A 13,870-nucleotide genomic window follows, 5' to 3' on the forward strand; every position below is an offset into this window, starting at 1 on the left:
AATTTATTTCTTATTTATTTTGGACAGTTTCTTTTAACAAGACCGCCGCTTCATCTAATAATTCACAAGTGGTCTGCCAATCAATACAAGCATCTGTTACTGATACACCATATTGTAATTGTTCCGCTGGTAATGAAGCTGGTTGATTACCTGCATTAATATTACTTTCTAACATAATACCGATGATCGATTTATTACCTTCAACAACTTGATGGAAAATATCTTTAGCAACTAATGGTTGTAATTCATGATTTTTACTAGAGTTTTCATGGCTACAATCAACAATTAAAATGTTTTCCATTTTTGCTTTAGTCAGAGCTTGCTCTGCTAATGACACATTTAATGAATCGTAATTTGGTTTACCGCCGCCACCACGTAAAATAACGTGACCATCTTTATTACCAGCAGTTTGTAACAAAGCACTCTGACCTGATTGGTTAATCCCCATAAAACGATGTGACGCAGAAGCTGATTGCATTGCATTAACCGCTGTAGAAAGACTACCGTCAGTACCATTTTTAAAACCAACTGGCATAGATAAACCACTTGCCATTTCACGATGAGTTTGAGATTCAGTAGTACGTGCTCCAATAGCAGCCCAGCTAAATAAGTCACCAATATATTGCGGACTAATTGGGTCTAAAGCTTCTGTTGCAATAGGTAAACCTAATTCAGAAATCCATAATAATAATTCACGTGCTTTTTTAAGCCCCGTTTCAATATCAAATGAATCGTCCATATGCGGATCATTGATTAAACCTTTCCAGCCAACTGTTGTACGTGGTTTTTCAAAATAAACGCGCATCACAATAAATAACGTATCTTTATATTGCTCATGAAGTTCTTTTAAGCGAGTCGCATATTCTTTAGCCGCTTCAACATCATGAATCGAGCAAGGACCACAAATCACTAAAAATCGAGGGTCTTTTTTATGCACAATATTAGAAACAGTCTGACGAGACTCTTGAATGAATTGATAAACACTGTCAGAAGCCGGTAAAGCGGCTTTAAGCTCTGCGGGTGTAATTAAAACAGTTTCTGATTGAATGTAGATATTTTCATTTTTTTGCGTAGTCATTTTACTCTCATTCACAATTGATAATGAAAGCATCATATCATAGCAAAATAATAGATCATGTGATTAACACGTAGAGCTTATATAAATGCAAATTTAATCAAAAAAATAGAGGTAATATTAAAAATAGATCACCCATAAAATGATTGATAGGCGATCTGTTTTCAAAAAGTGAATAAATAATCTAAGTGCGAGACTTCCTTACATCAACATACACTTTAATTTTTTGTCCTGGTTTAATGTACTTGGCTTTTTGTAAATTATTCCAACGCACTAAATCAGCCGTTGAAACATTAAATTTATGTGCAATAGCGTTAAGAGAATCACCAGAACGGACATAATAAGTAACACGACGAGTTGTGGCATCAGATTTCACCGTATTCACTTCTTTCCAAATAGTTAACTCTTGCCCTAAACGTAGCGTATTCTTTGTTTGGAAATGATTCCATTTGGCAATTTGCTTTGAAGTCACTTTATAACGACGACTAATATCCCATAATGTATCGCCCTCAACGACTTTATAAACAACTTTCTTATTTCCTTTACTGTATTTAGACTCTTCACGTTCAAAACGCTTAGCTTGCGTATATAAATATTGTTGCTGTGACTTGCTTGCTATGGGGATCAATAAAGCTTGACCAACTTTGATAAATGAACCATTTAAATCATTTATCTGTTTTAATACACTCGTTGTGGTTTGATTTTTTTGCGCAATAACACTTAATGAATCACCTGATTGCACTATATAACGGTCCCAACGAATACGCTTATTTTTGCTCACTTTAGCTAACTTTTCAGAAAATTGGTCAGCAACAACAGAAGGTAATAATAATTTATGAGGCCCGTCTGGTGACGTTGCCCAGTGGTTAAAGGCAGGATTCAATAATTGAATTTCAGCAATCGTTAATCCGGCTAATTCAGCCGCATAAGCAAGGTCTATTTGTGATTCGACATCAACATAAGTTAATACTTGCTGATTAGGTATATAAGGCAATTCCACCCCATATTTTTCATGGTTACGCAGAATATCGATCAGCGCGAGAAGTTTTGGCACATAATTTTCTGTTTCTTTAGGTAAATCTAAACTCCAATAATCCACGGGTTTATTACGACGCTTGTTTTTAGCAATAGAGCGTTTAACTCGCCCTTCTCCAGAGTTATAAGCAGCAAAAGCATATAACCAATCATCACCTAAATAACGATGCAATACTTGCATGTATTTTAACGCAGCACCTGTAGAAGCATAGACATCTCTTCGACCGTCATACCACCAGTCTTGATGTAAACCAAAACGAATACCCGAAACAGGCATAAATTGCCATAACCCAGAAGCTCCCGCATGTGAGTATGCAAATGGATCAAATGTACTTTCTACGACGGGTAATAGAGCGAGCTCTAATGGCAGTTTCTTAGCTTCTATTTGTTCTATGATTAACCATAAAAAAGGTTCTGCACGTTTTGATACCTTTTTTAAATACATAGGGTGATTAAGATAATAATCACGTTGTTTTGCAACACGAGAGTTTTCAGGAACTTTAAAATCAAAACCTTCGGCTAATTTCAGCCATAAATTATCATAATCTTTTACTAAAACAGGTTTTTCTTCTTTATTGACCTCTTCTTCAACAAGATTGGTTAATCCTTCTTCCTCTTTGATAACGTCAGCACTTACCGCAGACTCATCTAAAGCATTTTCAGATACTTCGATTGTTTCATGAGATTGAGGAGGGATGGTTTGACAAGCACTTAGTAACAAAATAAAAAGTATTGAGAAAAGTAACTTCATTGTTGGGCCATTTATAAAAAGTCGGTCGCGCATTCTATGTTTTTTTTTCATAGCAATCAAAAATGATCTTTAGAAATACGTAACGCTTCAAAACATTGCAGGCCTTTGCTGATAGGTTTTGTAAGTAACACCTGTAAATTATTAATCAAGTTATCATCAGAGGTTCTGAGGAAAGGATTAATTAATTTTTCACGCTTTATGGTTGTTGGGACAGTTGGCAATCCTTGTTGGCGTAACTTACTAACCTGCCTAATATAGCTTATTAGCTCATCATTATTTGGATCCACATGTAATGCAAAAATAAGATTATTCTGCGTATATTCATGGGCACAAAAAACCTTCGTGGTAGCAGGTAAGCTTGCTAAGCGAGATAATGCACTAAACATCTGCTGGTAAGTTCCTTCAAAAACACGTCCACAACCGCCAGAAAATAAAGTGTCTCCACAAAACAACATTTGCTCATTGAAATAAGCAATATGATCTAATGTATGACCTGCCACTTGCCAAACATTTAATATCAGTCTGCCATCAAAAAAATCTACTTGGTCACCTTCATCAACTAATATTGCATTAGCAAACAAAGAATTTTTACAAAATACCTTAATATTAGGTTCCATAGACAATAAAGCCTCAACTCCGCCAACATGATCACGATGATGATGAGTAAGAATAATCGCCTCAAGCGTTAATTGCTGCGCTTCTAAGATCGCTAAAACGGGTGTTGCATCACCAGGATCCACAACAACACAGCGTTGGCTTTGACTATCTTTAATAAGCCAAATATAGTTATCATCGAATGCTGGAATAGTTAAAACACTGAACATAATTTTTCTCAACTTTTAAAGTTTAGGGGTGGAGGCATATGAAAATAGCAAAAACATCACATATCTTAACTCCAATGACAGATTGGTCGCAGTTAAACAATGGCCAATATTTACAAGCGCAAACACAACATCTTGTTAATAGTACCGTCGCGCAATGTTTTGGTTATAATTTATTAAAATTAGGACGACTTAGCACACAATTAAAAACCAACAAAAGCCCCATTATCCAGCAAATCAATTGTGCTGAAGATGGCGAGAATCTTGATCTGCAAAGTGAACTACATCACCTCCCTTTTCAAGACTCTACTATCGACCTTTGTATTTTGGTACATGAACTAGATTTTTCTAGTGACCCGCACCAATTGTTACGTGAAATAGATCGAGTATTAACACTCGATGGCACACTCATTATTAGTGGTTATAACCCTTATAGTTTATTTGGATTGCGCTCGTTATTTATGAGTCAGAGTAAACAAACAGCACGTTTATTTTCACCAAACCGAGTCATAGATTGGTTACATTTATTAGGATTTGAAATTAAACAAAAACAGCATTTAGATTATATTTCAATGCGACCTAAAGGACCAATTAGCTCATTTATAGAAAATATCGGTTTACGCTATTTTCCTTTTTTCTGTAGTGTGTATTTTATTGTCGCTAAAAAGCAATGTACCCCAATAACTCCGATTAAATCCAGCTTCGAATTTAGAAGAGCGATTATTAACAATCAACCTGTTGCAACCAAACAATCACACTCAAAAAATATAACTTAACCTTCAAACCCTTCATCTATTTGTGTTGGGTTTGCTTCTGCAGCTTCACGAGCTAAATCATCACAGCGTTCATTTTCAGGGTGCCCTGAATGCCCTTTTACCCAATGCCATCTCACAGTATGCTTTTCTTGAGCCGCATCTAAAGCTTTCCATAAATCAACATTTTTAACAGGCGCCTTGGCAGCTGTTTTCCAGCCTCGTTTTTTCCAATTGTGTATCCACTGGGTAATGCCTTGGCGAACATATTGACTATCTGTAGTAACATCAACCTCACAGACTTCAGTTAAACTCTGTAAACCTTTCACACAAGCTAACATTTCCATACGATTATTAGTGGTTCGGGCATAACCTTCAGATAATTCTCGACGATGTTCATTAAACACTAAAATAGCGCCATAACCTCCTGGGCCTGGATTACCAAGACATGAACCATCAGTATAAAGTTGGATCTTTTTCATTATTACCATCACATAAATTTGTTAGACTACAAAAACGAAGCCAAACAACTATAAATAGAGATCTCTATGAACACAAGTAAACTCACCCGACAAGTTGTACTGGATACTGAAACCACAGGTATGAATAAAGATGGCCTTATTTACGTAGGGCATCGTATTATTGAAATTGGTTGTGTTGAGGTTATTAATCGCCGCTTAACAGGTCGTCATTACCACGTTTATATTCAGCCTGATATGCCAATAGATCCAGAAGCGATGGCAGTTCATGGTATTACAGATGAATTTTTAATTGATAAACCTCGTTTTGCTGATATTGCCGATGAATTTATAGATTTTATCAAAGGGGCTGATTTAGTTATCCATAATGCCCCCTTTGATGTTGGTTTTATGGATCAAGAATTTCGCTTTTTAAATAAAAGAACACAAACAACCGAAGAGATGTCGACCGTTACTGACACTTTAGAAATGGCCAAAAAGATGTTTCCAGGAAAGCGGAATAATCTTGATGTATTGTGTGATCGTTACGGTATTGATAATAAACATCGTGTACTACATGGCGCATTATTGGATGCGGAGATATTAGCTGACGTTTATTTGTTAATGTCAGGAGGACAAAAAGATTTAAATTTAGCCAATATTCAAGCGGGTCAAAACACTACAGGTCGACGTTTACGCCAACTCACCACTCCTCTTACTGTTATTCATGCAAACCAAGATGAATTAAATGCACATGAATCACGCTTAGATTTAGTCGCAAAATCAGGCAAATGTTTATGGCGAGAGTCATAATATGTAATTTATTTTAGAGAAGGTATTTAATTGGTAATACTTTCTCTACGAATTAAACACGCAACAAAAGCAATTTTACAATCCTATTTATTGAAATCTGAATAAGCTTTCCAAGGGGTAAAACAGCAACAAATTATTATAAACCCTGCTAAAAAACAAACGCTATGATGATAAAATAAGCAGTTAGACCTATTCCCTCGTAAATATTATGTTTTTTTTGTTTTTCGTTATTGACTCAGTACCTTCAACTCCGTATTATCTGCGCCTCAACGAAGTTGCATATTATGTAACGTTGATTTTGCTGGAGTGGTAGTTCAGTTGGTTAGAATACCGGCCTGTCACGCCGGGGGTCGCGGGTTCGAGTCCCGTCCACTCCGCCAATATTTATTTTATAAATTTATATTGGTGACTATTTCTAGCAAAATCTAAGTTGAACTGATGATTATCACGTGGAGTGGTAGTTCAGTTGGTTAGAATACCGGCCTGTCACGCCGGGGGTCGCGGGTTCGAGTCCCGTCCACTCCGCCAACTCATTTGCTTGCAAATGTATAGATAATTATCAAAAGCTTGAACTGTAATACTCCAGTGGAGTGGTAGTTCAGTTGGTTAGAATACCGGCCTGTCACGCCGGGGGTCGCGGGTTCGAGTCCCGTCCACTCCGCCAACAGTATTATGTAAAAGCTTAATGTCCATGTTATTTAAGACAAAAAATTAATAACAAACTGTAACACACTCGTGGAGTGGTAGTTCAGTTGGTTAGAATACCGGCCTGTCACGCCGGGGGTCGCGGGTTCGAGTCCCGTCCACTCCGCCAACAGTGTGTTAAACGTCAATTCATTAAGACGATAAAATAATGAAACTGTTTTACACTCGGAGGAGTGGTAGTTCAGTTGGTTAGAATACCGGCCTGTCACGCCGGGGGTCGCGGGTTCGAGTCCCGTCCACTCCGCCAACAGTGTATAAACAGATACTTCCTTACAATAATTCAAGTTTTATCTAAGTTTTAAATCCCTTTATCTAAGTCTTTATTCACTCATCGTTTATATAGTTAGCAATTCAGTTGGTTATCTTTTTATTTAAAATAACGCGTCCTGACACACCAGAAATCACAACTTCAATTTCCTTTATCTAATTATGAATACAATTCCCACTTTTTCTGCCTATCCAAGTTATGCTCTTATTATTTGAATCTAAGTGGCATTTATTGCTTAATCCAATCATAAACTTTAAGTCACAGACACAAATAAAAACTGATATTTAACTATCCTTTTCTATATAACCAAATCAACTTGTAAGAGCCACCCCATTAACATTAAAAGTTATAAAGGATATATCTTTATTTTTAAAAACAATGCCATAGCAAATAATTGTGACATGCATCTCACTTCTTATACTAAAAAACATGACCTAGCTCTTATCTAAAAATAACAAAATAAAAATATTCACATAAGCTTAACAACATATTTACTTGATAAGAGAGTTAGCTTTCAAGAAATATCTGTAAATAGTTAAAAGTGAATGTTTATTTTTTGTTTTATTAACAGCCAATTAAACAAAAAATATTGCTATTTACTTTAGATCTCATCAATACGGTCAAGGAGAAGAACTGTGAGTTTTGAAAATAAAAATAAAGCAGATGGATATTGGAAAGAAAATATTAGGCTAGTACTCATCTTATTATCTATTTGGGCAATAGTTTCATTCGGTTGCGGCATTTTATTAGTTGATGTGTTAAATGAGTATACCTTTATGGGCTTTAAATTAGGTTTCTGGTTTGCGCAGCAAGGTGCTATTTACGTGTTTGTGGCTTTAATTTTTGTTTATGCAGCAAAAACACACAAACTTGACCAAAAATATGGTGTTGACGAAGAATAAAGGATTATGAAATGGATGCTCAAATTTTAACTTATATTATTGTTGGACTTACTTTTGGTTTATATATCGGTATCGCGATATGGAGCCGTGCAGGATCAACTAAAGAATTTTATGTAGCCGGAGGTGGTGTACACCCTGTTGTAAATGGTATGGCGACAGGTGCTGACTGGATGTCAGCTGCATCATTTATCTCATTAGCAGGTATTGTGTCATTTACTGGGTACGATGGTTCAGTTTACCTAATGGGGTGGACTGGTGGTTATGTATTATTAGCCTTATTAATGGCTCCTTATTTACGTAAATTTGGTAAGTTTACGGTCCCTGACTTTATTGGTGATCGTTATTACTCACAAACTGCACGTACTGTTGCAGTTGTTTGTGCCATCTTTGTCAGCTTCACTTATATTGCCGGACAAATGCGTGGTGTAGGTGTTGTATTTTCACGCTTCTTAGAAGTTGATGTTGATACCGGTGTTTACATTGGTATGTGTGTTGTATTCTTTTACGCAGTATTAGGTGGCATGAAAGGTATTACTTACACGCAAGTAGCACAATACTGTGTCATGATTTTTGCTTTCATGGTTCCTGCAATCTTCTTATCAGTGATGATGACTGGACACGTTTTCCCACAACTTGGATTTGGTGCAGAGCTATTAGACGCGGCAGGTAATAATTCCGGAGTATTCCTACTTGATAAGTTAGATGGTTTATCTACTCAACTTGGTTTTGCTGAATATACACTTGGCTCAAAAAGCATGATTGATGTGTTCTTTATTACTGGTGCACTGATGTTTGGTACTGCTGGTTTACCACATGTAATTGTACGCTTCTTTACCGTACCAAGTGTAAAAGCAGCACGTAGTTCTGCAGGTTGGGCATTAGTATTCATTGCAATTATGTACACCACTATTCCTGCATTAGCTGTTTTCTCTCGCGTAAATATGATTGAAACTGTTAATGGTGCAGATGGACAAGGTGTTCCTCATGCTGAAGCGCCAAGTTGGATCACTAGTTGGGAAAAAACAGGTCTGATCAAATGGGATGATAAAAATGGCGATGGAAAAATGTTTTACGCCAATGGTGAAACTAATGAAATGAATATCGACCGCGATATCATGGTATTAGCAACGCCTGAAATGACCAACTTACCTGCATGGGTAATCGCTTTAGTAGCTGCAGGTGGCCTAGCTGCTGCATTATCCACTTCAGCGGGATTATTATTAGTTATTTCCACCTCCGTATCACATGATTTACTGAAGAAAAACCTGATGCCGCATATCTCCGATAAAAAAGAGTTAATGTACGCACGAACCGCAGCAGCTATTGGTATAGTGGTCGCAGGTTACTTTGGTATTAACCCACCAGGGTTTGTGGCCGCCGTGGTCGCCATTGCATTCGGGCTCGCTGCCTCCTCTTTATTCCCAGCGATTACTATGGGTATTTTCTCTAAGACGATGAATAAAGAAGGTGCAATAGCGGGTATGATTGCAGGTTTATCATTCACAACTATTTACATTCTTTACTTCAAGTTTGTAAACCCTGAAGCGAATATTGCTGATAACTGGTTATTTGGCATTTCACCAGAAGGGATTGGTTTATTAGGTATGCTAGTTAACTTTGCTGTCGCGGCAGGTGTTAGTAGAGTAACAGCAGCAGTACCTGAGCCAGTACAACAAATGGTTGAAGCTATTCGTTTCCCTAAAGGCTCCGGTGAAGCACAGGATCATTAATCATCTTTAATATTAAAAAAGCGCTTAGGCGCTTTTTTTATCATTAATAACCCGTTTAAAGTATATAGATAACCTTCGATAGTCAGGTGAATATGGATAATAGCGAATTACAACCCATTTTGGATTTTATGCGTGAATTAGCCCCATTTGATTCATTACATGAGCAGACCATTAAACAATGCTGCCAAACACTCACTATTGCTTATTACAGTCAGCAACAAAAATTTGTTCATGTTGATAGCAATGAAGCACAACTTTATATTGTACGTAGTGGAGCATTTGAAGTTGTTACCAAAGAAGGAGAATTAATTGACCGTGTTGGTGAAGGTCAATATTTTGGTTTTAGCGGTATGTTATCTGGTGAGCAAGTCATTAATCAGGTGCGTATTTTAGAAGATGGATTGGTTTACCACTTATCGGCTAAAATGTTTGATCAATTACGCGCAAATAGTTATTCCTTTGATCGTTTTTTCAATCAAGCTTTTGCTAAACGTTTACGTAACCAAGGATCTATTAAAAATAATCATATTAGCACGGCTCGTATTACCAGTATTATGTCTCGAGAACTCGCAGCCACCACTTATGACGCAAGCATTTTTCAAGCAACACAGTTAATGTCTAAAAAACGAGTTTCCTCATTAGTTATTATGAAGCAAGAAAAACTATGCGGAATTTTAACCGACCGAGATTTGCGCGATCGTGTTTTAGCAAAAGGCTTTAATGGAGATATAGCCGTTGAAAAAGTAATGACTAAAAATCCAGCAACAATTGAACCAGATGCATTAGTTTTTGAAGCAATGCTAAAAATGAGTGAACTTAATATTCATCATTTACCTGTGATGTGCGAAGGAAAGCCTATCGCAATGTTAACCAGTACGGATCTGATCCGTAGTCAAAGCTCTCAACCCATATTATTAATTGGACAAATTGAACGTCAAAATAATTTAGAAGAGCTTATCCAAGTTAGTCAAAAAATTCCTGATTTGTTATATAACTTAATTGCTAGTGACGCCAAAGCAATAGAAATTGGACGCATTTTAACCTCAGTAACCGATTCTTTAACACGCAGTTTGATCGCCTTAAAGCAAAAACAACTCGGCCCAGCTCCAATGAAGTTTTGTTGGTTAGCATTCGGTTCTCAAGGACGCCAAGATCAAATGGCCGGTTCAGATCAAGATAACGCATTAATATTAGAAAAAGAAACAAACGAACAAGAGAAACGTTACTTTAAACAATTATCTGAATATGTATGTAGTGCATTAAATGAATGTGGTTTTCCATTTTGCCCGGGTAATATCATGGCACAAAACCCACAATGGCAGTTATCCTTACAACAATGGCAACAACAGTTTTCCAAATGGGTATCAACACCTAATCCTAAAGCCTTATTAAACGCAGCTATCTTTTTTGATATGCGCCCTATTTATGGTGAGAAATCTCTGTTTGATAGCTTACAAACAAGTGTACTCACCATTACTAAAAATAATGATATTTTTATTGCAGCAATGACTAAAAATGCATTGCAATCCACACCACCTTTAGGTTTCTTCCGTAGTTTTGTTATTGAACGAGACGGTACTGAAGTAAAAGGGATCGACTTAAAACATAAAGGCAATGCTTTGATCAACGACATCGTCAGAATCTATTCGTTATCAGCAGGTATAACGGAAGTAAACACTAGCAAACGTCTTGAAAGTTTAATTGCAAAACAAAAAATAGATAAAGAAGTGGCAATGAGTTTGTTAGATGCATGGGAATTTATCGCGCACAAGCGCTTAACTAATCAAGGTTTACAATTTAATAATACTCAACCCGTATCAAACTATATTTTACCTGATAACCTTTCTTCATTAATTCGTCATCAATTAAAGGATGCATTCAAAGTGATCCATGAGGCACAAGGTACTATTAGACTAAAATTTTTAGGGCAGTTTTAATGCTTCAACAATGGTGGTTACAACATAAGTTAAAAAAGTTAATTAAAAATTGTCAATTAGAAAGTGTACGACTGCATTATCAGTATCTATTAGCACAACTTAATAAACCTATTTTAAAAACAAACTTATTAGCATTAGATATCGAAATGACAGGCTTAGAGCCTAAAAAAGATCAAATAGTGAGTATTGGTATCATTCCAATTATCGACTCACAAATTCGGCCTAAATTTGCACAATATAAACTGATTAAAATACAAGGCAGCGTCGGGCAAAGTGCAACTATTCATGGCATATTAGATAAAGATCTCACAAACGCATTAACAATTGAAGAAGCTTTATTGTGGTTGTTTGAACAATGCCAAGATAAAGTGCTTGTTGCTCACCATGCCCCATTAGATTTGCAATTCCTACAGCAAGCACTATTAACAACTCAGCAACGCCCTCATGCTTTATTTGCTATTGATACACTTAATATTGATAAACAGCGACAGCAACGCAAACAGCAGGTTTTAAAGACAGGTAGCTTACGCTTAAATGCTTGTAGAGAACGTTATAACTTACCTATTTATAATGCGCATAATGCGTTAACAGATGCATTAGCTTGTGCTGAATTGTTGTTAGCTCAATTAAGTAAAATAGGAAAGTTAGAAGAAATTACAGTAGGACAATTATTAAATAAGTATTAATCATAGCAATCACAAAAACCGCTTATCTATTTTACTTGTTAAAAAACCTGACTTCCTCGTTGAAAATTTTTAAGAGGAACAGCCATTTGCGTCAATTTACGCCTGAATGAAAGTGTTTTTTCAACGCAAAATTTAGATAACATATTTAATCTAATCACTATAAAAAAGACCTCTAAAAAGAGGTCTATTTATAAGTGATTAAGTAATTAACCAGCCCAAGAGTCGCGTAATGCTACAGTACGGTTAAATACTAGTTTATCAGCAGCAGAATCTTGATTATCAGCACAGAAGTAACCTTCACGCTCAAATTGATATGCGACTTCAACCGCTGCACCTAATAAGCTATTTTCAACAAAGCCATGTTTCACAACTAATGATTCAGGATAAATAACCGTTTGAATATCTTCAACTGAGGCTGGGTTTTCTACTGTAAATAGACGATCATAAATACGGAATTCTGCAGGTTGATTCGATGCAGCACAAACCCAATGAATAACACCTTTTACTTTACGACCATCAGTAGGGTTTGCACCTAATGTTTCAGGGTCGTATGTACAATGAATTTCGGTAATATTACCGGCAGCATCTTTAATCACTTCATCAGCTTTTATCACATAAGCATTACGTAGACGTACTTCTTTACCTAAAACCAAACGCTTATATTTTTTATTTGCTTCTTCACGGAAGTCTGCACGATCAATATAGATTTCACGAGAGAAAGGTAAAGTACGGGTACCCATGCTCTCATCTTTAGGATGAGCAGGTGCAATCAAATGTTCAAACTTAGTTTCTTCATAGTTAGTAATGATCACTTTAACTGGATCAATAACAGCCATTGCGCGTGCAGCATTCGCTTCTAAATCTTCACGAACACAAGCTTCTAGTGACGCTAATTCAACTGTATTTTCTTGCTTAGTCACACCAATACGTTTAGCAAATTCACGTAATGCAGCAGCAGGATAACCACGACGACGCATACCAGAAATAGTCGGCATACGAGGATCATCCCAGCCCGTTACAATGTTTTGTTCGATCAATGCATTAAGTTTACGTTTAGAGGTTAGAGTGTACTGTAAATTTAAACGAGAGAACTCGATCTGACGAGGTTTACATTCAATGCTAATATTTGCCAATACCCAATCATATAGAGGACGATGATCTTCAAATTCTAATGTACATAAACTATGTGTAATACCTTCAATCGCATCCGAGATACAGTGTGTGAAGTCATACATTGGATAAATACACCACTTATCACCCGTTTGATGATGATGAGCAAAGCGAATACGGTAGATAACCGGATCACGCATTTTCATATTAGGTGACGCCATATCTATTTTTGCTCGTAACATCATTGAGCCTTCTTCAAACTCACCTTCTCGCATACGTTTAAATAAATCTAAGCTTTCTGAAATCGGACGGTCGCGGAATGGGCTATTTTTACCAGCAGTCGTTAATGTGCCACGATATTCACGAGTTTGCTCTGCATTTAATTCACAAACATACGCTTTATCATTTTCGATTAACTCAACGGCGTAATCAAAAAGTTGTTCAAAATAGTTAGATGAATAACGCACATCACCTTGCCATTCAAAACCTAGCCAAGTGACATCCTTTTCAATGGCTGCAACATAATCAGCATCTTCTTTTACTGGATTAGTATCATCAAAGCGTAAGTTACAAGCTGCATTAGGGTAATCTAAAGCTAAACCAAAGTTTAAGCAGATCGATTTTGCATGGCCAATATGTAAATAACCATTTGGCTCAGGTGGGAAACGCGTATGAATTGTCTGGTGTTTACCACTCTCAAGATCGTTTTCAATAATAGTGCGAATAAAATTACTTGGGCGTGTTTCCAGTTCAGACATTGTAACCTCTAAAAGACATGATTCATAAAAAGAGAGCAATCATCGTATATTCTTGAGCTAACCTCAAGT

At 36.6% G+C, this 13,870-nt stretch carries 11 protein-coding genes and 5 tRNA genes; 11 read left to right on the top strand and 5 right to left on the bottom strand.

Annotated features, from left to right (window positions below):
• Positions 1-10: 10 nt before the first annotated feature.
• The 3 genes from E2R68_RS01590 to gloB form a co-directional block, all read right to left on the bottom strand.
• Positions 11-1,078, bottom strand: coding sequence for a 3-deoxy-7-phosphoheptulonate synthase (locus E2R68_RS01590; protein ID WP_134275756.1), 1,068 nt, complete (start codon positions 1,076-1,078; stop codon positions 11-13).
• A 181-nt stretch (positions 1,079-1,259) separates the two neighbouring features.
• Positions 1,260-2,861 carry a LysM peptidoglycan-binding domain-containing protein gene (locus E2R68_RS01595; RefSeq protein ID WP_134275757.1) on the bottom strand — a complete coding sequence of 534 codons (1,602 nt, stop codon included), beginning with the start codon at positions 2,859-2,861 and terminating at the stop codon, positions 1,260-1,262.
• Positions 2,862-2,917: 56 nt separating this feature from the next.
• Positions 2,918-3,685, bottom strand: coding sequence for a hydroxyacylglutathione hydrolase (gene gloB, locus E2R68_RS01600; RefSeq protein WP_134275758.1), 768 nt, complete (start codon positions 3,683-3,685; stop codon positions 2,918-2,920).
• A gap of 38 nt (positions 3,686-3,723) precedes the next feature.
• Between gloB and E2R68_RS01605 the strand changes: the two genes are divergently transcribed.
• Positions 3,724-4,458 carry a class I SAM-dependent methyltransferase gene (locus tag E2R68_RS01605; RefSeq protein WP_134275759.1) on the top strand — a complete coding sequence of 245 codons (735 nt, stop codon included), beginning with the start codon at positions 3,724-3,726 and terminating at the stop codon, positions 4,456-4,458.
• Here the strand turns inward: E2R68_RS01605 and rnhA are convergent.
• The gene (gene rnhA, locus E2R68_RS01610; protein ID WP_134275760.1) at positions 4,455-4,916 is read right to left on the bottom strand and encodes a ribonuclease HI; all 462 of its coding nucleotides are present in this window, start codon (positions 4,914-4,916) and stop codon (positions 4,455-4,457) included. The two genes, E2R68_RS01605 and rnhA, sit on opposite strands and share 4 nt — an antisense overlap.
• Before the next feature lie 66 nt (positions 4,917-4,982).
• Here rnhA and dnaQ point away from each other — a divergent pair, with 66 nt between their 5' ends.
• From dnaQ to E2R68_RS01660, 10 genes are all read left to right on the top strand, one after another.
• A complete protein-coding gene (dnaQ, locus tag E2R68_RS01615) occupies positions 4,983-5,705 on the top strand; it encodes a DNA polymerase III subunit epsilon (protein WP_134275761.1) in 723 nt (240 codons plus the stop codon).
• Positions 5,706-6,008: 303 nt separating this feature from the next.
• A tRNA-Asp gene (locus tag E2R68_RS01620) sits at positions 6,009-6,085 on the top strand.
• A 71-nt stretch (positions 6,086-6,156) separates the two neighbouring features.
• Positions 6,157-6,233 (top strand) — tRNA-Asp (locus E2R68_RS01625).
• Positions 6,234-6,292: 59 nt separating this feature from the next.
• Positions 6,293-6,369 (top strand) — tRNA-Asp (locus E2R68_RS01630).
• A 73-nt stretch (positions 6,370-6,442) separates the two neighbouring features.
• Positions 6,443-6,519: transfer RNA gene (locus E2R68_RS01635), tRNA-Asp, on the top strand.
• A 61-nt stretch (positions 6,520-6,580) separates the two neighbouring features.
• Positions 6,581-6,657: transfer RNA gene (locus E2R68_RS01640), tRNA-Asp, on the top strand.
• A gap of 656 nt (positions 6,658-7,313) precedes the next feature.
• A complete protein-coding gene (locus E2R68_RS01645) occupies positions 7,314-7,580 on the top strand; it encodes a DUF4212 domain-containing protein (protein ID WP_134275762.1) in 267 nt (88 codons plus the stop codon).
• 11 nt (positions 7,581-7,591) lie between these two features.
• Entirely contained in the window at positions 7,592-9,310 is a 1,719-nt protein-coding gene (locus E2R68_RS01650) for a sodium:solute symporter family protein (RefSeq protein ID WP_134275763.1), read from the top strand.
• A gap of 92 nt (positions 9,311-9,402) precedes the next feature.
• Positions 9,403-11,247: a DUF294 nucleotidyltransferase-like domain-containing protein gene (locus E2R68_RS01655; RefSeq protein ID WP_134275764.1), complete on the top strand. Its 1,845-nt coding sequence runs from the start codon at positions 9,403-9,405 to the stop codon at positions 11,245-11,247.
• Positions 11,247-11,933 (top strand): 3'-5' exonuclease, encoded by a 687-nt coding sequence (locus tag E2R68_RS01660; RefSeq protein WP_134275765.1) that lies wholly within the window; start codon positions 11,247-11,249, stop codon positions 11,931-11,933. The genes E2R68_RS01655 and E2R68_RS01660 overlap by 1 nt, the downstream gene beginning before the upstream one ends.
• A 206-nt stretch (positions 11,934-12,139) precedes the next feature.
• On the opposite strand, the gene glnS is transcribed toward E2R68_RS01660, so the two are convergent.
• Positions 12,140-13,801, bottom strand: a complete 1,662-nt coding sequence (gene glnS / locus E2R68_RS01665) for a glutamine--tRNA ligase (protein ID WP_134275766.1) — start codon at positions 13,799-13,801, stop codon at positions 12,140-12,142.
• Between the last annotated feature and the right edge of the window lie 69 nt (positions 13,802-13,870).

The sequence above is a fragment of the Psychromonas algarum genome, from assembly GCF_004376845.1.
Classification (GTDB): domain Bacteria; phylum Pseudomonadota; class Gammaproteobacteria; order Enterobacterales; family Psychromonadaceae; genus Psychromonas.